The 23,860-nt window shown below is 42.0% G+C and carries 21 protein-coding genes; 13 read left to right on the forward strand and 8 right to left on the reverse strand.

Annotated elements, in window-relative coordinates:
* Window positions 1–84: 84 nt before the first annotated feature.
* Window positions 85–2,169, reverse strand: a complete 2,085-nt coding sequence (locus V7L12_RS13410) for a pentapeptide repeat-containing protein (protein ID WP_335084705.1) — start codon at window positions 2,167–2,169, stop codon at window positions 85–87.
* A 358-nt stretch (window positions 2,170–2,527) separates the two neighbouring features.
* Between V7L12_RS13410 and V7L12_RS13415 the strand changes: the two genes are divergently transcribed.
* The 3 genes from V7L12_RS13415 (at window position 2,528) to V7L12_RS13425 (ending at window position 5,714) form a co-directional block, all read left to right on the forward strand.
* Window positions 2,528–2,713, forward strand: a complete 186-nt coding sequence (locus V7L12_RS13415) for a hypothetical protein (protein ID WP_335084706.1) — start codon at window positions 2,528–2,530, stop codon at window positions 2,711–2,713.
* Between the two features lie 568 nt (window positions 2,714–3,281).
* Window positions 3,282–3,383 (forward strand): hypothetical protein, encoded by a 102-nt coding sequence (locus tag V7L12_RS13420; RefSeq protein WP_335084758.1) that lies wholly within the window; start codon window positions 3,282–3,284, stop codon window positions 3,381–3,383.
* 291 nt (window positions 3,384–3,674) lie between these two features.
* Entirely contained in the window at window positions 3,675–5,714 is a 2,040-nt protein-coding gene (locus tag V7L12_RS13425; protein WP_335084707.1) for a M12 family metallo-peptidase, read from the forward strand.
* Window positions 5,715–6,705: 991 nt separating this feature from the next.
* On the opposite strand, the gene pirA is transcribed toward V7L12_RS13425, so the two are convergent.
* Window positions 6,706–6,861, reverse strand: coding sequence for an arginine synthesis PII-interacting regulator PirA (pirA, locus tag V7L12_RS13430; protein WP_335084708.1), 156 nt, complete (start codon window positions 6,859–6,861; stop codon window positions 6,706–6,708).
* Between the two features lie 109 nt (window positions 6,862–6,970).
* Here pirA and V7L12_RS13435 point away from each other — a divergent pair, with 109 nt between their 5' ends.
* The 3 genes from V7L12_RS13435 (at window position 6,971) to V7L12_RS13445 (ending at window position 9,451) form a co-directional block, all read left to right on the forward strand.
* Window positions 6,971–7,774, forward strand: coding sequence for an SAM hydrolase/SAM-dependent halogenase family protein (locus tag V7L12_RS13435; protein WP_335084709.1), 804 nt, complete (start codon window positions 6,971–6,973; stop codon window positions 7,772–7,774).
* A 331-nt stretch (window positions 7,775–8,105) separates the two neighbouring features.
* Complete coding sequence (locus tag V7L12_RS13440; RefSeq protein ID WP_334825983.1) at window positions 8,106–8,762, forward strand: DUF2301 domain-containing membrane protein; 657 nt, start codon at window positions 8,106–8,108, stop codon at window positions 8,760–8,762.
* The gene (locus tag V7L12_RS13445; RefSeq protein ID WP_335084710.1) at window positions 8,762–9,451 is read left to right on the forward strand and encodes a YdcF family protein; all 690 of its coding nucleotides are present in this window, start codon (window positions 8,762–8,764) and stop codon (window positions 9,449–9,451) included. Before V7L12_RS13440 ends, V7L12_RS13445 begins: the two co-directional genes overlap by 1 nt.
* 95 nt (window positions 9,452–9,546) lie before the next feature.
* Here V7L12_RS13445 and V7L12_RS13450 read toward each other — a convergent pair whose 3' ends face one another.
* Window positions 9,547–10,683 carry an alpha/beta hydrolase gene (locus tag V7L12_RS13450; protein WP_335084711.1) on the reverse strand — a complete coding sequence of 379 codons (1,137 nt, stop codon included), beginning with the start codon at window positions 10,681–10,683 and terminating at the stop codon, window positions 9,547–9,549.
* A 218-nt stretch (window positions 10,684–10,901) separates the two neighbouring features.
* Between V7L12_RS13450 and dprA the strand changes: the two genes are divergently transcribed.
* Window positions 10,902–12,017 (forward strand): DNA-processing protein DprA, encoded by a 1,116-nt coding sequence (gene dprA, locus V7L12_RS13455; RefSeq protein WP_335084712.1) that lies wholly within the window; start codon window positions 10,902–10,904, stop codon window positions 12,015–12,017.
* 29 nt (window positions 12,018–12,046) lie between these two features.
* Here the strand turns inward: dprA and V7L12_RS13460 are convergent, their stop codons facing one another.
* The 4 genes from V7L12_RS13460 to V7L12_RS13475 form a co-directional block, all read right to left on the reverse strand.
* Window positions 12,047–12,184, reverse strand: a complete 138-nt coding sequence (locus tag V7L12_RS13460) for a hypothetical protein (protein WP_335084713.1) — start codon at window positions 12,182–12,184, stop codon at window positions 12,047–12,049.
* Between the two features lie 147 nt (window positions 12,185–12,331).
* Window positions 12,332–13,906 (reverse strand): serine hydrolase, encoded by a 1,575-nt coding sequence (locus V7L12_RS13465; RefSeq protein ID WP_335084714.1) that lies wholly within the window; start codon window positions 13,904–13,906, stop codon window positions 12,332–12,334.
* Between the two features lie 174 nt (window positions 13,907–14,080).
* Window positions 14,081–14,821, reverse strand: a complete 741-nt coding sequence (locus V7L12_RS13470) for an RNA methyltransferase (protein ID WP_334825970.1) — start codon at window positions 14,819–14,821, stop codon at window positions 14,081–14,083.
* Between the two features lie 343 nt (window positions 14,822–15,164).
* Complete coding sequence (locus tag V7L12_RS13475) at window positions 15,165–16,052, reverse strand: VOC family protein (protein WP_335084715.1); 888 nt, start codon at window positions 16,050–16,052, stop codon at window positions 15,165–15,167.
* 57 nt (window positions 16,053–16,109) lie between these two features.
* On the opposite strand from V7L12_RS13475, the gene V7L12_RS13480 reads away from it, so the two are divergent.
* From V7L12_RS13480 to V7L12_RS13505, 6 genes are all read left to right on the forward strand, one after another.
* Window positions 16,110–16,265 carry a hypothetical protein gene (locus tag V7L12_RS13480; protein WP_335084716.1) on the forward strand — a complete coding sequence of 52 codons (156 nt, stop codon included), beginning with the start codon at window positions 16,110–16,112 and terminating at the stop codon, window positions 16,263–16,265.
* Between the two features lie 72 nt (window positions 16,266–16,337).
* On the forward strand, window positions 16,338–16,601 hold the full coding sequence (locus tag V7L12_RS13485; protein ID WP_335084717.1) for a hypothetical protein: 264 nt from the start codon (window positions 16,338–16,340) through the stop codon (window positions 16,599–16,601).
* Window positions 16,602–16,897: 296 nt separating this feature from the next.
* Window positions 16,898–17,890 carry an ABC transporter ATP-binding protein gene (locus V7L12_RS13490; protein WP_335084718.1) on the forward strand — a complete coding sequence of 331 codons (993 nt, stop codon included), beginning with the start codon at window positions 16,898–16,900 and terminating at the stop codon, window positions 17,888–17,890.
* Window positions 17,887–18,705: an ABC transporter permease gene (locus V7L12_RS13495; protein WP_335084719.1), complete on the forward strand. Its 819-nt coding sequence runs from the start codon at window positions 17,887–17,889 to the stop codon at window positions 18,703–18,705. The genes V7L12_RS13490 and V7L12_RS13495 overlap by 4 nt, the downstream gene beginning before the upstream one ends.
* Before the next feature lie 91 nt (window positions 18,706–18,796).
* Window positions 18,797–19,627, forward strand: coding sequence for an ABC transporter permease (locus V7L12_RS13500; RefSeq protein WP_335084720.1), 831 nt, complete (start codon window positions 18,797–18,799; stop codon window positions 19,625–19,627).
* A gap of 219 nt (window positions 19,628–19,846) precedes the next feature.
* Window positions 19,847–22,390: a penicillin acylase family protein gene (locus V7L12_RS13505; protein WP_335084721.1), complete on the forward strand. Its 2,544-nt coding sequence runs from the start codon at window positions 19,847–19,849 to the stop codon at window positions 22,388–22,390.
* A 365-nt stretch (window positions 22,391–22,755) separates the two neighbouring features.
* On the opposite strand, the gene V7L12_RS13510 is transcribed toward V7L12_RS13505, so the two are convergent.
* Entirely contained in the window at window positions 22,756–23,607 is an 852-nt protein-coding gene (locus V7L12_RS13510) for a hypothetical protein (RefSeq protein WP_335084722.1), read from the reverse strand.
* Window positions 23,608–23,860 lie beyond the last annotated feature (253 nt).

Below are 23,860 nucleotides of genomic sequence, written 5' to 3' on the forward strand. Positions count from 1 at the left end.
TATAAGGGAAGGGGAGTAAGATTCAAAGCCTCTCTCCTCTTAGGAGAGAGGTTTGGAGAGAGGTCAAAGTGAATCACGGGCGGATCAACCTAAACCCAAAAAATTTGAAATCAACGGCAATAGATTGCTGCACTGTTCAACCAACTTTGTGGCACTGGGTAAACTAGAAATTGTCCCTTTTAAAATCTTTATAGCCGTTTTCGCCGCCTTTTGCATTGCCCCCTCTTGAGGACTTTTCCCCGCTTCTGCTAAAGCTTTCACTTGTTCTAATGCCTCAGCTTTATCTTCTTGCGGTAAGTTTGTATCAGCCTCAATTGCTGCTTGCAATTGCGTCAACAATTCCTTAATTCCTGGTTTATCTGGTTCGGGAGACGCTGGTAACTCGTTGATGGTATTTGTTACCGTACCGCTAATATCACCCAAATTCAAAGCTTGTCCACTGGCATTAAAGTCTCTGCCAACACTGCCAATTTCAATTTTGCGGCTGGCATCATTGCTGTTAGTCATATTTTTATTCTCAACTTTGTTGTCAACTTGAACATTAATCGGTTTATTAGCTAATAATCTTACAATCTCTGTCATCTCTGCACTTTGTTGGCGATAAACGACTATTTGCTCATCTTTAGCTTGTAATTGTGCTTTATATTTTTCTTCTACGGCTTGCAATGCCAGTTGATAATTTTGCGTAAAGTCGCTATGAATCTTTTCTTTATCACCACCATCAGGTACACCAACTTTAACGACTACTACGCCATCACCTTTATTTTCAATACTCTGTAGAGCTAATTCTGTGTCTGCATTTTGGTCTTGCACTGTTTGGAAGGCGTTAACAAAAGCTTTCCAATCAATACCATTGCGGAAAATTAAATCAACAGTATTTAAAACTTCTTCAAATAGCTTGGTAAATTCTCTTGGTTGAAACTCGCCACTACTAGGACGGCGTTCGCGGTCGTCTGTTTCAGGCTTGGGATATTCTAAAAGATAGATAAAGCGACAATCTATATTATCTAATTTGGTTGTACTTTCAATATTCCACGCTTCGACACAAGCACCTGTCATTTGGACGCTGGTGAAGTTAGTACCTACAGCTTGAGCTAAAGTTAGGTTGGCCCGCTCTAAACAAGCGCCTTGGAAGGTGGCTTCTGTAATATCAACATCTTTTAGATTCGCTTCTTTTAAATCTGCACCTATCAGGTTAGCGCCTTTCAGGTTTGCACCAGCATAAGATTTTCCTCGACCATTACCAGTGACGAGTAATTTTATAACAGCTAATTTAGTTAATATGGTGTCGTCAACTCTGGCAAAGTCAAGTTTTTTTGCTTCATAAAAACGAGTGCGTGTTAGGTTTGCTTTTCTAAAATCTGTGTTTTTCAGGGTTGCACCAGTAAAATCAGCATCGGTTAAATCGGCATTGCGGAAGCTAGTTCCACCTGTCGCAGCAAAGGCGAGAGCAAATGAGCGAATCCAAGCATCTTTTTCATCTCCCGTTAAACTACGCCAGCCAATGTAAGCGCTAAATAATGTAAAGGCTCCGGCTACGGCGAAGGCTCCGGCTATGGCGAAGGCGAAGGCTCCGGCTATGGCTCCGGCTATGGCGAAGGCTACGGCTACGGCTCCGGCTACGGCTCCGGCTACGGCGAAGGCTCCGGCGAAGGCTCCGGCTCCGGCTATGGCGAAGGCTACGGCTACGGCTCCGACTACGGCTCCGGCGAAGCCGAAGGCGAAGGTTCCGGCTACGGCTCCGGCGAAGGCTCTGGCGAAGGCTACGGCGAAGGCTCCGGCGAAGGCTACGGCGAAGACTCCGGCTACTAAACCTGCTGTTAGACTCTTACGAATGGTAATAATAAAAAAAACCAGTATCACAATTAGGGAAACTATCCCGATGATGACGTTTTGAGTGCTTTTGATATCAAAAATATATGCGACCAATACACCAACTAAGATTGAGAAAAACCCTGATATTCCCGATAGCAGCCATGAGGCTATAAGCAACCCAATAGTCCAACGTCGCTGTAGTCCAGCCTTACCACCTCTGAAGTCAGCATCTTTAAGAATCGCGTTGGTAAAGTTTGCTCCTCTAATATCTGTCTTGCTAAAGTTTGCCCCAGTCAGGTTTTGACCTTTAAAAGAGCGACCTCGAAGATTTTGACCGGAGTAGTCTGGCGGCATAATCACTAATTCATAATTCGTAATTCGTAATTCGTAATTAAGAAAGTCAAATTAAATCTGGGTTTGGGAGTTTGAATCTGGTAACGGATTTTAGAGAATTGATATCACTGAGATTTTATACAAGTTTGCTGTGCAATATTTCGGATTTTGGCAAAATAAAGAAAATATAAAAATTTTGAATGCAATATGCGGTAGAGGCGCATGACTGGGTACCCTTACCTTTGAATGCTTAAGTCATCATTAGCAATATTTAAGTTGCTGTCACCATACTTAAGCTGTAGTTATCAATATTGCAACTGTAGCGGTTCCACAACTTACGGGAGCGGTTCCCAAACTTACGGGAGCAGCTCCCGAACTTATGGGAGCGGTTTCACAACTTACGGGAGCAGCTCCCGAACTTACCGGAGCGGTTTCACAACTTACGGGAGCAGCTCCCGAACTTATGGGAGCGGTTTCACAACTTACGGGAGCTGCTCCCGAACTTATGGGAGCAGTTTCACAACTTACGGGAGTGGTTTCACAACTTACAGGAGAGTTAAATTAAAGATATGCTTTTCTAAGCGAAGCAAAGTATGCGCTATCAAGTTGTACTTGCCAACTTAATGTTTTGACCGAATTCAGCCGAATCACTCACTGGTTCTGAATACAAAGTAAACAACTCACTCAAAACTTCTTCCCATGCAATTTCTCCAAGGCTGGTAAATCGTTCTAGCTGTACAATATTACATCACCATGTGTAGGGGCACAGCAGTGCCCATTGGTGTCAACTTAACGTTACGATCAGGCGCTGTCATTGCTTACATCCATACCACGCCATCGCTGTCTTTATCCCCCTATATAGTATACAAAGACTACTATCTACATCTCTACTTACCAATTAGATACATTGAGCGACAATGCACAGATTATAGGTTTGACGCTCAAAGAATTGGATCGAGTTGCACCGAATTCAATCGTACTTATCGTTAGCAAGAAGAGTGGATGTACTTACGCGGATTGCGTAGGCGTAGCCCGTCGTAGACATCGCTACTTCCACTAGAGCAGAAAACCTAATTTTCGGTTCGGGAACTGTTTTTGATACTGCCAGACGGAGATATCAACTTGGAAAGCGACTGAATGTTGCAAAACTTGACGTTCATGCTTATGTGATTAAAGAGCATGGAGACAGTGAATTTGTCGTTTGGTCTAGTGCATTTATTGGGGAATTCCGTTAACTGAATTTCCCACACCACAAGGAGCAACGCTAGAACAAATTCAGCAAGAGTACGCACAGTTAACTCGTAAACAAGGCTATAACATTTTTGAACGCAAAGGAAATACTAGCTATGGTATATCAACAGCAGTTTGTTAGTTAGTTGATACCATCCTGCGAGATGAAATGCAAATATTTCCAGTATCGGTGAGAGCAGATTATAACTTTTTGTAAAGATTGCATAGCAAAGTACGTAAAGTTATCTGCTTGATACAGAGAAATTAATAGAAGTTTCCTTTAAGGATGAAATTATATGTCAGTATCAGCTTTTTTAGACCTGTCTAAAACTTTCTTCCTCAACAGCTTACTAGGAGCTAATCAGACAATTTATTTAGATTTCGACGGCAATATCACCTCTGGTACTTCCTGGAACACAAGTGAACGTCCGGCTAACATTATCACCCCTGCCTTCGACTTCGACGGCAATACAGCATCCTTTAGCTCGGCTGAACTTGAAACAATTCAGTATATCTGGCAGCGCGTCGCTGAGGATTTCAGCCCGTTTAATGTTAATGTCACAACGCAGGCTCCAGCAGATATTAACGATCTGATTAAGAGCGGCAGTAATGATACTCGCTGGGGGGTGCGTGTTGCGATCGGCGGTAGCAGCTACGATTGGTATGGTAAAGGAGTGGGAGGAGTCACCAAGCGTGGTTCTTTCAACTGGGATAGTGATACTCCTGCCTTTGTTTTTGCTGAAAATGCGATAAACGGTGATGAGAAGTATACGGCTGATGCTATCTCTCATGAAGTAGGTCATATGCTGGGACTCGAGCATGATGGACAAATAACCCCCGCTGAAGACTACTACGAAGGACATGGTAGTGGAGAGACTGGCTGGGCACCGATCATGGGATCAGCGTATTACCAAAACCTAACCCAGTGGAGTAAAGGCGAGTATGCTTCTGCTAACAATACTGAGGATGATTTGCAAATTATTACAACCCAAAATGGGTTCACCTACCGAGCCGATGATTGTGGTGATACAATTGCGACAGCAAAGCTACTAACCGTTTCTGGTACGTCTATCAGTGATAGTGGCATCATTGAGCGCAATACAGACCTAGATTTTTATAGTTTTGTCACAGATACTGGTCTGATTAGCTTGATAGTGAATCCTTTTAGTCGAGGGCCAAACTTAGACATTTTGGCAGAGCTATACAATTCTGCTGGTACCTTAATTGCATCGTCCAATCCAACAGATTTACTATCTGCAAGTATTACAGCAAATGTCGTTGCTGGAAATTATTACCTCAAAATTGATGGTATAGGAAAAGAAAATCCTCTTTCAACTGGCTACACGGATTACGGCAGTTTGGGGCAGTACTTTATCAGTGGTACTTTAAACTTTCCTAATATTGAGCGATGGGCAACTGGCCAAGGCGGGTTTTGGGATACTCAAAAATGGCTAGTTGGTGATTTTAACGCAGATGGGAAAGATGATTTAGTCAACGTCTTCAATGATGGGGGTCTAGCTAGTATCGATACTCACTTATCTAATGGTGAGAGTTTTGATTTCCAGCGATCGGCAACTGGCCAAGGTGGGTTTTGGGATACTCAAAAATGGCTAGTCGGCGATTTTAACGCAGACGGGAAAGATGATTTAGTCAACGTCTTCAATGATGGGGGTCTAGCTAGTATCGATACTCACTTATCTAATGGTGAGAGTTTTAATATCCAGCGATGGGCAACTGGCCAAGGTGGGTTTTGGGATACTCAAAAATGGCTAGTCGGCGATTTTAACGCAGATGGGAAAGATGATTTAGTCAACGTCTTCAATGATGGGGGTCTAGCTAGTATCGATACTCACTTATCTAATGGTGAGAGTTTTAATATCCAGCGATCGGCAACTGGTCAAGGCGGGTTTTGGGATACTCAAAAATGGCTAGTTGGTGATTTTAACGCAGATGGGAAAGATGATTTAGTCAACGTCTTCAATGATGGGGGTCTAGCTAGTATCGATACTCACTTATCTAATGGTGAGAGTTTTGATTTCCAGCGATCGGCAACTGGCCAAGGTGGGTTTTGGGATACTCAAAAATGGCTAGTCGGCGATTTTAACGCAGATAGGAAAGATGATTTAGTCAACGTCTTCAATGATGGGGGTCTAGCTAGTATCGATGCTCACTTATCTAATGGTGAGAGTTTTGATTTCCAGCGATGGGTAACTGGCCAAGGCGGGTTTAGGGATACTCAAAAATGGCTAGTCGGCAATTTTAACGCAGACGGGAGAGATGATTTAGTCAACGTCTTCAATGATGGGGGTCTAGCTAGTATCGATATACTCATATAAAAAACCAGACTTTGGGATGAAATTGATAGCCAATAAGACTGTAAACCAATCAACACAACTGATTGATTAGACTTCTTGCATGAATCAAGATCCCTCACCCTAAATCCCTCTCCCAAACTTGGGAGAGGGACTTTGAAGTTTACTCCCCTTCTCCCAATATTGGGAGAAGGGGTTGTTGAGGGTAGTTTTTGTATTCGTGCAAGAGGTCTATTATATTTACGTCTTATTGCCTGTGCAACCATTCCGGTTGTACCCATGGGTAAGAAACCGAATGTCCAATAAATGTAATTGAACAAAATTGTTGCTAGTGCCACACCTGCTAAATGACTTAAAAACATTACATCTAATAGTCCAGCCAACGGAACCATTAAGTTTGAAAGTACATTTACAGATGCAAGTTTGAAAAAATGGCGAATGAATGCTGAACTTGGAGCCAAAATAAGCAAGATTATCGAATTTATTGGCCGAGGTACATTTAGGGATATTTTTTCAGCTTCAGTAATTTTAGGTAAGCCTTCAGACCACTCTGAGAAAAACTACTTGTCTTCAATTCGGACTAAACCGAAGCGAGTATGGGCATCGGTTAAGCTGGTATAATCGCTTCCGTGATTGTTGCTGTCTGTGTCATGGCTTTTCTACCTTCCTGTGTATGCAAAACCCAGCCTTCGGGTGTTATGGGTTTTTTTCCCTTTGTATATAATGTGAAATTATTGTATCGGCTCAATTTTTTCTTTTTTCCACTACCCCGATTTATTGAGCGGATACTAGTGTCTAAAACGCTCAAAATCTAAGCTCAATAAAGGTTTGGGTAATAGCGATGCCTACGGCGGCAAGCTACGCACTGCTTGTGAGAAATGCGGGTAAGGAGTGGAATAATTCAATTATATAATTGCAAAATGCTGTCAGAGCGAAACTTCCAGGAAACTCTCTAAAAAGAAAAAACCCGCCGTAGCGGGTTGCACAACAAAACTATGAACAATGAAAACTTGATTTAGCTGGAATACCTCATTTCAGCTTCCAGTTGACGAATTAGCTGTTCGTCGCCTTTTGCTCTAGCTATTTCCAAGCGATGCTCTAGGCTTCTTTGAATATTGGCTCTGTGAGCTTCTTGTGATTTGCTTATGCTTTGTAGTCTATTTTGATTCATAATGATTACCTGGTTTAATCTTTCAATTTATGTCTTGTATTGTTAACATAACACATATTTTGTAGCTGTTGCTACAGAAAATATCTTTTTTATATATTTTTACCAAAATATGTCTAATAACCAGATAGATGAACAACCACTCGTGACTTTACTGAGCGATTTCGGCGATCGCGATGTTTATGTAGGCATAATGAAGGGAGTCATAGCCCAAATCAACCCCAGACTGACGGTGGTAGACTTAACGCACCAAATTCCGCCGCAAGACATTGCCGCAGCCAGGTTCAGCCTGATGAATGCTTATGCCCATTTCCCAGTTGGGACAGTACATCTGGCAGTAGTAGATCCAGGTGTGGGAAGCAAGCGACGAGCGATCGCAGTAGAATTTGCTCAAGGGTTTTTGGTCGGGCCAGATAATGGTATATTCAGTGGCGTACTCAGTCAAAGTCCGGCGATCGCAGCCGTCGAACTTACAAATCTTAATTATTGGCGCACTCCTCAACCAAGCAAGACTTTTCACGGTAGAGATATCTTTGCACCTGTGGCAGCTAATCTTGCTAGTGGTGTCCCCTTCAAACAGCTAGGACAACAAATCGATCCAGCAAGTTTGGTAAACCTGGATATAGGCAACTGTAAGCAGACAATAACTGGTGTAGTGGGTTGCATTCAATATATTGACCACTTTGGCAACCTAGTGAGTAACATTCCAGCGAGTTACGTGCAAGGCAAAAGTTGGTATGTGCAAGTTGCTGAATTGAGTGTACCAGGCTGTGAAACTTACAGTGATGTCAAAGTGGGAGAGATAATAGCCTTAGTTGGCAGTCACGGCTGGGTAGAAATTGCTATTAATTGCGGATATGCTCACTCACAATTACAGATTAATTTACAAGATGCGCTAAAAGTCTTGTTTTTTTAAGAAAATCAGACAAGTGAATATTGCTAAAGTTAAGACAGTGAAAAACCACTAGGCTGCAAAGTGCCTGTTGTTGATTTGTGCCAAAGGCAAAGAAAGGGGAAAATTCTAGATATAAAACGGAGGTTGGGCAACTGCACACCACTTAAAAATAAGCATTTTCATTCACCATAGGCAGTGCCGATTCGACAAAAATTTCCAGAAAGTAACTGCTAAAAGATGTAACTTTAGGAATGATGACATGAAGTTCGCTTTATTGCTCATAATAATAAAAGTAACCCTTGAGCAATTTCCTGTTGTACTTTACTAGAGAATCATAATTATATTCTTAGCTATGACTACACAAACACTCTCTGCACCAGAAGTTTATCAAGGTCAGTTTGGGGAATTTACAATTACTCAGAGTGATCGCACTGGCGTAATTATCTATCGTGCTGGATTGATGGTAGCAGCACTGAGCTTTGCCATAGGCAGCGCTTTGATTTTACTCAACAATAACCCAACAGTTGTAACTTTACTGACACCTCTATATGCTTGTTTTAGTCTCGCTCTTGGTGTAAGTTTATTTACCATCCATATCTATATGGCATCACTGCACCGAACGTTGCAAGTTTTTTGGGCAATCGGTAGTATCGCATCAGTGATTCTGGCAATCACTAGTAGTGAACCTTTGGTTCTTGCTGTTTACAATCAGCCAATTACCTTATTTGGAGTTGGTTTTATTTTCGTAGCTTTGACAGGTATTTATTTTAAAGAGGCTTTTTGCTTCAATCGCCTGGAAACCAAAGTATTAACCCCAATTGTTCCGCTACTGTTGTTAGGACATTTGGTGGGAATTTTACCAACTCAGGGAGAAAGTATTTTATTAGGAACTTGGGCGATATTATTTTTGGTGTTTGCCCTGCGAAAGACAGTCCAAGCAATTCCTGCTGATATTGGAGACAAGTCTGTGTTTACCTACTTGAAAGAACAACGTTTAGCTAAGGTTTAATGTGGAGAAAAAATCGTCGGTGTCAAAAATTTCCCAAAATCAAACTAATCAAACGCCAAGAAATGTGGACACTTACGGCTCAAGGGTGGGCGATTGCGATCGCTTTGATTGCTTATTTAATATTTTTCATTTTTACTCATGTACACTCATTTCTCGCCGTAACTTCCCCGATCGAATCAGCAGAAGTATTAGTTGTTGAAGGATGGCTACCAGATTACGCTATAGAAGAAGCTTTAACTGAATTTAAAACCGGTTCTTATCATCAAATAATTACTACCGGAGGCACATTAGAAAAAGGAAGTTATCTTACCGGATATAAGAACTTTGCAGACGTGTCAGCTGCCACATTCATAAAACTCGGTTTAGAAGCAGAAAAAGTGGTAGCTGTTCCGACACCTTTCGTAGTTAAGGATCGTAGTTATGCATCTGCTGCTGAATTTGAACGTTGGCTATCCAATTCAAATTTAAAGATAGAATCAATTAATCTTTTTTCCTTGGACGTTCATGCTCGTAGGAGTTGGTTTCTTTTTAAAAAAATACTTACTCCTGAAATTAATGTTGGTGTAATCGCCGCTAAAACGCAAGATTATAATCCAAACAAATGGTGGAGTTATAGCGAAGGTGTGCGAACAGTTCTTGATGAAGGCATCGCTTATATTTATGCACGGTTTTTGAATTGGAAAGCCTAACAGTCGTAATTCGTAATTCGTAATTTATAGCTCCCCGACTTCTCAAATAATTTGGGGAGCTATCTACTTAGCTTTTTATGTTTAATTAGGTTGACCTACTTAGCCAGGATTTGTAATAATGCTTGTCGATAAATTTTCAGACCCTCTGCATTTAGATGGTCGCCATCACTGGTCAAATTTTCTTTAAGAACATTATTTTCATACAATGGTGCTAGTCCGGCTGCGGCAACTGGCACTTTTTCTGTTTCAGCTACTTGATTAATCAGAACATTAATTTGTTCAACTCTAGCAAGTGGGGCTGCTACAGTAGGATCTGAGCTTGCTGCCACTGTCGAATAAAAAGCCGGAATCAGAAAAATCTCTTTAGTTCCCATTGTGCGGACAAGTGCGATCGCCTCTTGGAGATTTTTGCTAAATAATTCATCACTAATTTTATACAAAGCATCATTTCCACCTATGGCAATAATGGCTTTTTCGCATTTCACCTTGGTAGGAGTTAAACTTTTCAGTTGTTCTAGTAATGAGATTGTACTCAGACCATTTAATCCAAAATTAAAAGTATCACTCCCAAGGGTATTGCCAAGTCCAGCCGAAATAGAATCGCCAAATAAGCAACCTGAGAACTCTTTATCCTGGGCGGCGAGTGTTTGATATTGTAGTGCAATTTTCCCTAAAGGTGAAGAACTTACATTATCCTTTGGTGGTGCATCAGCAGAATTAGAAGAGGAGTTTGCCATACCGACCAGCTTCTGAATTTTTGACACGTCAACAACTAATTGATTACTGGGATAGGCTTGTAGAAAGCTGGCTATTCCTAGACCTTCTGGCGATCTTGCTCCGATGATAATGGCCGATCGTAGTGCTTGTATACTAGCTTGATCGCGACGGGCGATCGCTTGGGAAGCAAAAGATAAAATTTGCTTGCCCATTCCTGTGTTTACCAGCTTATCTAAAGCCACAATATCAAGCGACATTTTCACCTGAAGGGCTTCTTGAAATTTCTGTTTGTCCTTAGCGTTGAGGTAATCTAGAAAAGATTGCAGATCGGCAGAAACCTTTTGTGTCTCGCCATAGTTGCGTATATCTGCCACCGGGATCGATTGCTCAAACAATCCGTACCTGACGGTAACTTTTTCGGCTGCCAAACTAGGTAATAAACCAAGTCCGCTATGCAGCAGTAAAAATATTAAGCACCCAGATAGGCTTATTAGAAGACGATAGAAATATTTCATCACACAAGATCGGAAGATAGATAGTCAATAGTTAATAGTCAAGAGTCAAGAGTCAAAAGTCAAGGGGAATTGGGAAAGAGGAGGCAGAAGTTGTTTGTCTTGACGGCGATTCATTGCGTCTCTTGCCTTAACCGAACAGTATTGCCCCCACTCCTCCTCGCCATCAACAACCAATCTCAATTTGGGAATACTCAATCCAGTGGTGTGAGGATAGAACTGTGGTAGAAGAAGGCGCATATTGGCTAGCTTGGGCGCAAATTTCGGGAATTGGTCCGGTATTACTGCGACGGCTGCAACAGCATTTTGGCACGCTGGCAACTGCTTGGAACGCTACTAAGGTACAGTTGGGAGAGGTAGAAGGCTTGGGTTTCCAAACACTAGAAAAAGTAGTACAACAGCGATCGCGTTTGCACCCAGAACAACTATTCACCAAGCACCAGCAGGAAAACTCTCATTTCTGGACACCAGCAGATGCAGATTATCCCCGTTTACTGTTGGAAACTCCCAGTCCACCGCCGATTTTGTACTATCGTGGTGAAGTCGAACTCCAAGAAAATCTTGGACAAAAACCAATGGTTGGGATTGTCGGAACCCGCCAACCCTCAGAATATGGCATCCGTTGGACTCGCCAAATTAGTACAGCTTTGGCTAAAAATGGCTTTACAGTTGTTTCTGGTATGGCAGAGGGAATTGACACCGAAAGCCACATCGCCGCTATGAAAGCAGGTGGAAGGACGATCGCAGTTTTGGGAACTGGCGTTGATGTCATCTATCCACATAAAAATCGGGATTTGTACAAGCAAATTTTGACGGCGGGGTTAGTCGTAAGTGAGTACCCCACAAAAACCCCACCCGATCGGACTCACTTTCCCCGTCGCAACCGAATTATTGCGGGTTTAAGCCGCGCCATCCTAGTAATGGAAGCGCCATTAAAATCTGGTGCTTTAATTACTGCTACCTACGCAAATGAATTTGGTAGAGATGTCTATGCATTACCTGGGAGACTAGACGATTATCCATCCCAAGGATGCTTAAAGTTACTGAGTCAGGGAGCTTCCTTCATTCTTAAAGAACTAGACGAACTGTTAACAATGCTAGGAGCGATACCACAAATTGATGCGATTGAGGCTTCCACAGCACCAGAACAGTTAATGCCAACTTTATCGCCAGAGTTGCAAACGGTAATGAATGCAATGGCAAGTGAAGCTTTACCCTTCGATTTTATTGTCCAACAAACTGGCATGGCTGCTGGCTTAGTTTCCAGTGCTTTGTTACAACTGGAACTTATGGGTTTCATTTCGCAACTACCAGGAATGCGGTATCAAAAAAGTTAAGAGTTAAAAGAGAACAACATTATTTAGCTTTAAAATTCTACAAAATCATTCATTGCCAAATGAATGTGTTCAATTGTGCAGCTATACGGCAGAGTGGCATTAAGGTTAAAACCTTTACTCTCAATTGGATGAGGTTGACAGGCAATAAACTCTAGTTCAGCGTTCATTTACATACTTTTGAGCTGATAGTGGACTTGCAATTAAAAAATTTATAATTCATAATTATTTTTTAAATAGATATTTAAACCCCGCTAATAACGAAATTATCGTTATTAATAAGAGGAATGAAACCATTTTTAATTATGAATTATGAATTATCTTTGAAGGTAATACTGAGGATTTATCACTGGAGATTGATAACCATTTGTCGGCACAGTACCTCCCATACCGTTGGGTACAGGGCTGACAACAGGAGGCTGATAAATGCTCATGGGCGCAGTGCCTGTTGTACCGTTAGGTAAAGCAGGATTCGCAACCTGGGGCTGATAACCATTTGTAGGTACAGTGTTTGTAATGGTGTTGGGTGTGACAGGATTTTGGCTAAACTCTTGGTAGGCAGCACGAGAAATTGAGCTAATCAATTTTTCGGCACGAGGATCGTTTTCGGGGCGTTGTACCATGACAGAGGCTATGTAGCGCTTGCCAGTTGGAACAACAATTAAACCTGCATCTGCCAACATTGTGCTGATATCACCCGTTTTGTGGTATGCTCTTGCACCTGTTCCCAAACCTGATGGTAGCAGAGTGTCTTTTTGGGTACGACGCAAGATATCGAGCATGAGATCGCGTGATGGCATACTGACTAAATTTCCCTGACTCACAATCGCCATCAAATTCCCTAGTTCCTTGGGACTAGTGGTGTTTGTCCCTTGCAAATCTGGGAGTTGATTACGAATTGTTGTGGCTGTCAATCCCCAACTACGGAAACGCTGGTTTAAAGCGTCCATTCCTCCCAGTCGGGCAATCAGCATATTTGTCGCCGTATTGTCGCTGATTGTAATCATTTTAGTGACGACTTCCAGAGCAGCGTACTGAGTTCCCGGTGGTTTGTATTGCAGATTTCCCGAACCGCCAGCTACAATATCCTGTTGCATGGTCAGCATTTCATCTAGGCGAATTTTCCCTGCGTCCACATCCTGAAAAAATGCAATCAGAATCGGCACTTTAATCGTGCTAGCCGCCGGAAAACTGGTAGAGCCATTGATATCTACATAATTACCAGTATCTAAATCTACTAAGAAAATTCCAGGTGTGAGATTTGGGTTGGTGGCCGCCAAATTTTGCACGGCATTTTTCAAAGAGGTAATTTCCTGAGATAGGTATAAACTCGAAGCTGCGGCTGGGGGAGTTTGGGTAGGTTGTGGCTGCGATCGCGCCACATTACTAACATTACTATTAGATTGCGATGCCGAATTTGTGCTAATGCGATTGGCTGGGTCTAATACTGACAATACAGTGCCCACAATTGCACCCATCCCAACACCCACAATCAACAAACGCAAAACATACAATATGGTTTTGGCCATTGGCTTTAACCGGGTTTTCCGCGATGAGCGTCTGCCTGTTTTTGGCTTTTCCATCCGCACTGTTTTAACCATCACAGCACCTGGTCGGAAGAGAGGAATTTTTCCCTTGACACTAGGTATTGGTTTTACTGCCGTTGGCATGACTAACCCCGATTTTACCCTACGTGTAGCGCCAGGGATTGGGGGAGGACTGATTTGATTTTTTGGGCGTGTTAGCGGTCCTTCTCGTCCATTCGTAGCTTGCTGCTGGCTGTTAGTTTTAACTCTTTTTTTTACCACTTTTTGAACTTTTTGTGCCTGCTGGGGGCGATTTAAGGGTTGACGCCGCGAGAAAGCTGTTAGTTCGCCACTTGATTCTGACACCGTTACTCCTTGTGACCCACTTGACTGTTTTCTTGCAGACTCTTGACCCCAAACTTAATCTTTAAGCAATATTAATACTCAAATTCCACTTTGCCACTAAGTAGCATTTTTGTGTTTAGTTTAAGCCATATTAATTATTTTAGGGAGATGATTGCGTATATATTAAACGAATAATTACAAGTTTTCACTATTATTCTGGTTTTTCAGGGCCCATTCTACCTGCTGCAAAATTCCTCGCAGCATGGCTACCTCCCCAGTTCTCAAGTGAGCGCGATTATACAATTGGCGAAATTTTCCCATACGACTAGCTGCCGTATGGGGATATACATAACCAATTTTCAGTAATATTGATTCTAATTGCTGGTAGTATCCTTCCACAACATCTAAGGGTGCGAGTTCAGTTTGAGGTAAGGTTTGAGTGTCAAGTTGTTGGGCACATTGTGACAATTCATAACAACAAATTGCTACGGCAGTGGCCAAATTTAGAGCGACATAATCTTGACTTGTGGGAATACCAACAAACCTCTGTGCATAATTTAATTCTTCATTGCTTAATCCCCGGTCTTCTCTGCCAAAAATCAGGGCTGCGGGTTTTTCTGGTTCCTCCAGTAACCAGGGTAGTGCAGTGCGGGGGTTTTCTAAGGGTGTTTCTAAACTCCGAACACGACCAGTGGTAGCGATCGCCCGTACACATCCATGCAATGCTTCTGGTAAGGTCTCCACCAATACCGCAGATTCTATAATTTCCTGAGCATGAACAGCCATCATCAAAGCTTCCGTCGATAGCGGATCGCATTGGGGGTTCACTAATACTAAATTATATAGCCCGAAATTTTTCATTACTCTGGCGATCGCGCCGATATTTATCGGCCCAGCTGGTTCTACCAACACAATTCTTAATCCAGCCAAGCCCATTTTTTGCCTCCTGCGATCGCACCAGATAATCCTTACAGGCTAATTTTCAGCATTATGTTTCTGCTGAAGAGTTTCCTTGAAATCATTTTAGCTGTGTAAGTGAATGCCTGCATCAGGTCTGAACAGTTCAGCGCAATCTCCGCCGTTGGGCTAGTCGTTCATACCTCAAATGCTATTGACAAGAGGGTTTAAAGACATCATCTGTCAGAAGCAAGCAGCAAGAATAGTCAGCATATAGTTATCTATAGATAGATAACTATATGCATAGATCGCTCTGGCATAAGTTTCTTCACCGCTGAAGGGCTTGCATCTTCACATATTTGGGTGTTTTTTACTCATAAATTTACTCCATTAATTCCTTGGGTGGTAATCCGCCCCAGTGAGCCACGGCTTGCGGAGTATCCTTCCATACTTTCGGTTTTTGAGGAAAATCTTCGTGCCAGGGTCGGGGTTCAAAATATCCTACTTCGTTGAGCATGATATCTATTTCGGTAAATAGTTCGACTATGTTTTTGTCGGGATCTTTATGATACGTAGCGATGTTATGTCCTATCCCGTGGCGTACTGGCCCCCAAAGCAGCGTAATGTTGTGCCTTGCCAAAAAATCACAAGCGGTTTGTATATGTGCCCAGTCTCGTAATTGAAAGGCAATGTGGAACATTTTTTGCTGTTTAGACTGCAAAAAATTCATAGTATGGTGATCCTGATTGCATCGCATGAAGACAAACCTATCTTCGAGCCAGTCAGACACGCGAAAGCCTAACATATTCTGATAAAAATCAACACATTTATGGACATCATGCACATACATGGCGACGTGCCCTAATTTTTCAGGGACGATGCCTGTTTCTCGAAACCCATGACTGACTTGTTGAATGGTTGAATATAGCTGGAGAGTATGTCCTTCCGGATCGCAAAACTCAAGGAGTTCCGGTATTCCTGGTTGGGCATCTGTTTTTTGCTCTACCTGGATGCCTGCGTCACGCAGTTGTTTCGCTGCCTCTTTCAATATCTGACTGCCATCAATTTGAAAAGCAAAGTGATTATGACCGCTTTCTGTTGACGGATAGAGAATGATTGTATGATGATCTACTGCACAGCTTAAATAAACGGCTCCATCAGAGCCTCGTTCGGTCAAAGTAAACCCCAGAATTTCTGTATAGTATGCCACCATACCTTCTACATCTGGCGTTTTAAATCCAGCATGACCTATCTTTGCTACTTGTACCATTTTTTTCTCCTTTGCGTCTTGAATTGATTTGACGTTAGCACTTGAAAACAAACAGTCTTGGTAAGGTTGCAAAACCGGGTTGACTTGAAGTCCTTAATTTCCACTTCAGTGAGTCTAGATAAAAGCCGATTCGGTGGTGTTGTAGATATGTGGTTGATGGCGTTTGGATTCAACCAAGTCAAAGGGTTAACAAAAGTAGAACAACAAATCTAAAACACCACCTGGTATCGTATCGCTGTTTCAGACGACAGACTATTTGCGTTCACGCGTCATCGCCTAGAGGTGATGAAGCCACCTTGCGGTTCGCAAGCTCGTGGATGTACTGTTGAAGCGATCGCGGCTCCCGTCCGAGAATGGCCCGTAGCACGAGTGCGTTCCCACCGGGGAAACCGTATTCGTCATAGTCAGCGTACATTCGACGCAAACCTTCGCGGGTGGAACCTTCGGGTACGTGCGCGGTCTGCGCCCACTCATCGAACGGGGGTTCACCCGCCTCAATGGTATGCCCAAGCGCCTCGCTCATCATCGCCACAAGTTCCACACGGTTGACCATGCCCGTAGCTCAATTCGTCGCCCATCAACGCCTTCGCCGCCACTGCCGCCACGTCGCGGTAGTCTACGTAGGACGCCTTGGCTTGTTTGGAGTAGGGCACAGAGAAGCAACCATGCTCAAGCACGACATTCCAGCCGTTGTCGAGGGTTTGCATGAACATGGTCGGCTGTAGCACGGTGAACTCCATGCCTGAAAATAGCTTTATTCATTTGCAGTCAGAGTATTGAAAACTGGTTAGTAGATGTATTCTAAGTAAAAAACACTTCTGCAAGCAATAATAGACTAACAAAATATGTCTCACATTCTTGTCGAAAATCTCAGGAAGACTTTCTTTGTGTCTGAACGTTCCTCTGGGCTTTTCGGTTCAATACGAGGACTTGTGCAGCGAAAAACTAAAGAAGTTTATGCCCTCAAAGGAGTTTCGTTTTCCTTAGAGCGGGGAGAACTTGTAGGATACATTGGCCCAAATGGAGCTGGTAAATCGACTACGATTAAAATTTTAAGTGGTATTCTCGTACCTTCCAGTGGAAAATGCCTAATTGGCGGACGAACTCCTTGGAAAGATAGAATCAAGCACGTTAATCGCATTGGTGTAGTGTTTGGTCAAAGAACACAACTCTGGTGGGATTTGCCAGTGATTGAGTCTTTCGATTTGCTGCGGGATATTTATCGCGTTCCCCAATCAGAGTATCGCCAGACACGCGAAGAAATGATTGATTTGCTTGGTCTTGGAAGTTTTCTCTCGACTCCGGTGAGGCAGTTAAGCCTTGGTCAAAGGATGCGATGTGACTTTGCAGCCGCAATGCTTCACAGACCAGAAATTCTTTTTCTTGATGAACCCACTATCGGGCTTGATGCAGTTTCAAAGCTTGCAGTCAGAAAATTTATCAAAGCGCTGAATAAAACTCATCAAGTAACCACCATCCTGACTACCCATGATATGGATGATATTGAGGCATTGTGCGATCGCATAATTATTATTGGTGGAGGCGAGATCCTTTGTGATGGAACTCTAGCAGCACTGCGTTCTCAAGTTTCCTCACGTCGTTACTTAAGAATCGACCTAGCAAACGATGATTTCTTCTTTGAAAAAGAAGGAGTCAGTATTATCTCTAAAGAAGGTCGCACCGTAACTCTTGCCTTCGATCCTACAAAGCTTTCTGCTGCGTCTTTGATTAGCCAAGTTACCTCGCAACACGAAGTAGAGGATCTTTTTGTAGAAAATCCACCCATTGAAGAGATAGTTGCTGAACTTTATGCAATTTCAGCAGGAATTATCCCATGAAAGCATATTGGTCATTGTTTGTTGCTAGATTTATACTGCTGTTGCAATACCGTACTGCTGCTTTAGCAGGCGTTGTAACTCAGCTTTTTTGGGGGTTTGTGAAAGTAATGGTTTTACAGGCATTCTTTACTCATGCAACCTCTGCTCAACCTATAACTTTTCAACAATCTGTAGGCTATGTGTGGCTGGGACAGGCGTTTTTGATGGCGATTGTTCCTTGGGGAGGTGATAGAGATATTCAAGAACTCATACGATCTGGTGCTGTAGGGTACGATCTTCTCCGACCCACAGACCTTTATAATTTTTGGTTTACTCGCGCCTTGGCACTTCGTACAACGCCCCTGATACTTCGTGCTATTCCGCTTCTTGGTGTCACAATTTTTATTTTTCCCCTTTTTGGGTTTTATGAATGGTCGCTTTCTGTTCCACCCTCCTTCGCTTCTTTTGTTGCCTTTTTTCTCTCTTTTATTGGTGCAATTTTACTTTCCTCTGCATTGACTATGCTTCTTACTGTATCAATGATGTGGACAATTTCGGGCGAGGGAATTAATAGTATTCTACCTACTCTTGTTACTATCTTCTCTGGCATGATTGTTCCTTTGCCACTTTTTCCTGAGTGGAGCAAGCCTTTTTTGAATGCACTTCCTTTTTCAGGACTAATCGACAAACCTTTTCGTCTTTTTACTGGTAATCTTCAACCAAATGCCCTGTTTAATGTTTTGCTGCATCAAACTTTTTGGATAGCTGCCATTATTATTCTTGGGCGTGTCCTTGTGAAACATGGCATTAGAAAGCTTGTAATTCAGGGAGGATGAGTAAATAATTCGTAATTCGTAATACTCGCCTCCGGCGAGAAGCAAGCTACGTAATTCGTAATTTTGTCAAGCAGGAAGCTAAGTTAGGTAATTGATTTTAGATAAAAATCACAAAGCGGCTATGAATGATTTTTTACTTTACCTTCGATATATTTCTGTATCTTTCAAGTCACAAATGCAGTACAAAGTTTCTTTCTGGCTGCAAGTCATAGGGCAGCTTTTAGGAACTGCTGTTGAATTTTTTGGAGTCTGGGCACTTTTTACTCGTTTTAATAGTATTGGTACGTGGACTTTGAATGAAGTTGCTCTCTTTTATGGAATAGTTAATATTTCTTTTGCCTGTGCTGATGCCCTTGGAAAAGGGTTTGACTCATTTACAACAATAATTAAAAGTGGAGACTTCGACCGTTTACTTGTTCGTCCACGCACCACAGCACTTCAACTTTTAGGTAAAGAATTTACTTTGAAACGAATCGGAAGATTTTTTCAAGGAATTGTTGTTATGGGGTGGTCACTTTCATCACTCCATATCCCTGTAACTTTTAAAACTTTATGGCTTTTGGGTACTTCATTTTTTGGTGGAGTTGCACTCTTTGTTGGCATTGTCATTATGCAAGCAACCATCACTTTCTGGACTATTGAATCTCTCGAAATTATGAATATCCTCACTTATGGAGGAGTCGAAACGGCTCAGTATCCTCTTGCAATTTATAGCAAGTGGTTTCAGCGATTTTTTACTTTCTTGATACCGCTTGCTTGCGTCAGCTATTTTCCTTTGCTTGCAGTACTTGAAAAAGAAGATGCGTTTTTAGTGCCTTTGTGGTTTTGTTATGTCTCGCCAATCGCAGGCATTCTCTTTCTGATGGTTGCGCTCAAGCTTTGGAAAATAGGAGAGCGATACTATTGTTCTACTGGGAGCTAGTACAACAAAATTTTAACTGTGTACTCAGGCGAATTTTACAGCAATTTTCATGTATTTGAACCACATCTATCGTAAGGGCACAGCAATGCTGTGCCCCTACCGTGTGGTCTATTTACCTGAAAATAGCTGTAAATGGGTAGATCGCACTTTTCTAAAGATTCTGATTTAATACCTTGTAGTATTGCCTGATTTCACTAAACAATGCCACAAGAAGCTCAAATGAAAAACTCCAGGAAAGGTTGGTTACGTAAAAGATTCAAAATTACTCTGATTTTCCTGTTAGTGCTAGGGCTATTGTTAGTGGGATTTGTCACCTACACTGTGCGCCAATCCTTTCCGCAAGAGAGTGGCACAATTCAAATACCTGAACTGAAAGCCGAAGTAACTGTCCAGCGTGATAAATGGGGAATTCCCCATATTTATGCTGCCAACTCCCACGATTTATTTATGGCGCAAGGTTATATCCACGCCCAAGACCGCTTTTGGCAAATGGACTTTTGGCGACACATTGGTTCTGGGCGACTCTCAGAAATGTTTGGTTCTTCTCAGGTTGATACTGATAAATATCTGCGGACAATGGGTTGGGCAAGGGTGGCGCAGCAAGAAATTCAAGAAATTAATGCAGAGATGAAGGCATACCTGGAAGCTTACGCCGATGGTGTCAATGCCTATTTGGCAGAGCATCAAGGCAGCGCCCTGAGTCTAGAATACGCTGTGCTAAAATTCCTTAATCCTGGGTATAAGCCAGAACCTTGGCAAATACTGCATTCTCTGACTTGGGGTAAGGTAATGGCTTACGATTTGGGGAGAAATTTCGAGAGCGAAATTGAACGTGCTATCCTGCTCAAAACTCTTACTCATAATCAAGTAGAGGAGCTTTTTCCACCTTACCCTAAAGACTTGCCAGTTATTTTACCTGAGTTGCAGCAAGAAACAGGGGAAGCAGCGGAAGAGAGGGACAATAATGTTGAAGTCCTTCTCAATTATCCAGATGTATTACCTGCTTTAAAGTCAATTACTAAGCCGATGATGGCTTTAGAACAACTCATTGGGCCCACAGGAATAGGTATTGGCTCGAACAACTGGGTAATATCTGGTCAACGGACGGCAACAGGTAAGCCAATCTTGGCGAATGACCCCCACTTAGGTGTGCAAATACCCTCTATCTGGTATGAGGTTGGTTTGTATTGCACACCTAAGAGTGCAGAATGTCCCTACAACGTTTCTGGCTTTTCCTTTGCAGGAATGATTGGAGTAATTATCGGTCATAGCGATCGCATTGCCTGGGGTGTCACCAATGTACAATCTGATGTGATGGATTTATACATCGAGAAAATCAACCCAAAAAACCCTAATCAGTATGAGGTTAATGGCAAATGGGTTGATATGCAACTCGTACAAGAGACGATTCAAGTAGCCGGAAGTCAGCCAATTGTGCAAACGGTGCGCTATACCCGACATGGGCCGATTCTCTCTGATGTTTCGCCAAATTTGAAGCAATTCAAGTCAAGTCAGCCGCTAGAATTACCGCAAAATTACGCCGTAGCCCTGCGCTGGACAGCCCTAGCACCTTCCAAACTAGGGTATGCCATTCCCCAAATCAATCGCGCCCAAAACTGGCAGGAATTTCGCACTGCTGCCAGCAATTATGATGTCCCGGCTCAAAACTTGGTCTACGCTGACATTGATGGCAATATTGGCTACCAAATGCCTGGTAAATTCCCCATCCGCGCTAAGGGAGATGGGCGTTATCCCGTTCCTGGTTGGACGGATGAATATGAATGGCAAGGCTATATTGACTTTGATAAATTGCCCAAAAGTTTTAATCCATCCCAAGGTTATATTGCTACTGCCAATAATTTAGTTATACGTGAATATCCTTACCTGATTACCGCAGACTGGGTTTATGGCTACCGAGCAAAGCGCATCGTTGAAATGATTTCACAACAAACCGAAGCGATTTCCCTGAAGGATGTGCAGCAGATACAGGGTGACGATCGCAATTTAAATGCACAGACATTAGTGCCACTACTACAATCTATCACTGTTAATACTCCCCGCTTACAAGCAGCCCAAAAACTGCTGCAAGATTGGAATTTGCAGTTGGGAATGACATCGCCTGCTGCTGCTCTATTTGAAGTATTCTGGAAACACTTGCTAACAGATACATTTCACGATCAGTTGCCTGAAAAGTACTTTCCTGATGGAGGCGATCGCTGGTATGCTGTGGTAGCAAATTTGGTCAAACAGCCCAATAGTTCTTGGTGGGATAATCGCAACACCCCGAAAGTTGAGAACCGCGACCAAATCCTTCAGCAGTCCCTTACAGAAGCCGTGGATGAACTAGAACTAATTCAAAGCAAAGACCCGAACAACTGGAATTGGGGCAAGCTGCATACCATTACTTTTCGGAATGCCACCTTGGGTAAATCTGGAGTTGCACCGATTGAAGCTTTATTTAATCGTGGTGCTTTTGCTACATCGGGTAACGGCGAAACAGTGAATGCTAACCGCTGGATAGCAAATAAATCCTTTGAGGTGACTGATATTGCTTCACTGCGGATGATTGTAGATTTGGGAAATTTAGATAACTCAGTAGCAATTCACACTCCTGGACAATCAGGCCATGCTTTCCATAACCACTACAACGATATGGTTGAACCCTGGCGCAAGATTGAATACCACCAGATGTTATGGGAATTAAAGAATATTACAGCAAATACTAGTGCCACACTGAGGCTAATTCCCAAATTGGCAGAGTAAAAGAGAACATGACTATACAATTTAAAATGCAAAATTTTACGTGTAATTACATGCATAATTTCGAAAAAATGAAGTATAAAGTAACAGGGTAGAAATAAAGATTCTTTTTAGAAAAAGTATTTTGCTGACCATCCATTTCTACTGCCCAACTTTCAGGAAACATAGTTGGAGAGCATAAAACCTATGCAACGCGTATTTAAGCAAAATTTTATACTTTCAGTCACTACTGCGATCGCAGTACAGACAACCCCAAAACTACGCCAAGTATAAGCGATCGGATTTTGTTAACTTTTCAGAAAATTGTGTTATTTTTGCGTAGACATAACATGGCTTATCCTCATGTGTTACATTTTCAAGTAACTTGTTCAAAGATTTTTGACTTCGGCTTTCTCTATCAACCTCAAACAAGCATGAATTGTTGCTAAATAATAATAAAACATCCAGCTATACCAAATACCTTTATCGAAATCTGTCTTTTGTTGTTCGTTATGATGGCGGACACCAAAGTTATTAGCGAGATTAAACAATTCACCCTGGTCTTTAGAAGGGATTACCTGCTTAATTTTGGTTCTAAGAAACTCTAATACATCTACTAAGTCTCTGATAGCGTCACGCCTGTCATTAAGAGATGAACGATATCGCCTAAATTTGAGAATAGCTGTTTCTACTCTTTTTTCAACATTTTCTGGATCATAATTAGGTAAATCTGCCTCAAAAAGTAAATCTAGCCCTTGTTCTGCTAGTTCTAAAATTTCACCATTTTCAGAGAGTTCATAACCATCTTTATAGTCGCAAATAATATCATTTATTTTATCCCTAAATTCTTTCTGACCACCTTTTTTATCAAATGTATGATAATGCCAACCACAATTAGCATAAGTGTGATGTAAACCATCAATAGGCTTAGATACCCAATCATGTAATAATTCGATCACATCGAAGAAATCATCTTCACTATAATTTAAGCACTTGTCTTGAATCTGCCATAAGTTAGGCTTTCGCAAACTTCTAAACATTTGAGCTTCAATATCACCTCCTAATTTACCTGCTACTTCTCCCTCGTCTACCCATTCATAACCGAAAGCCTCTTGAAAATAATCGTTTGATCTAAACTCAAAATATATATCTCGAAATAAACGGCAAAGCATGGGCAAATCGAAGCGAACCGCGTCTGGATTTTTGCCTGTACGTGTAGAATAGTATCGTCGATTAACCATATTATTTTTTGGATAAATACATCTAGTACTGATTAAGAAGTTATTTGCTCCCAGGCAAATAACGCCTCATATCATAGCTAATACTTAAAGCTATTATCTAGTGAAGTGAGCAGTTAAACCGTTTAGTCTACGGTCTTCTAAAATGAAAAACAGCACATTTTTTCACAAATTATAATTTATTAGGTTCGCCTAAAGTAGATTGACCAAAGAGAAATTACTACACTACTAAAATTAGCCAATATTTTTAATATTT

This window comes from Nostoc sp. (assembly GCF_036918245.1).
Lineage (GTDB): Bacteria > Cyanobacteriota > Cyanobacteriia > Cyanobacteriales > Nostocaceae > Nostoc.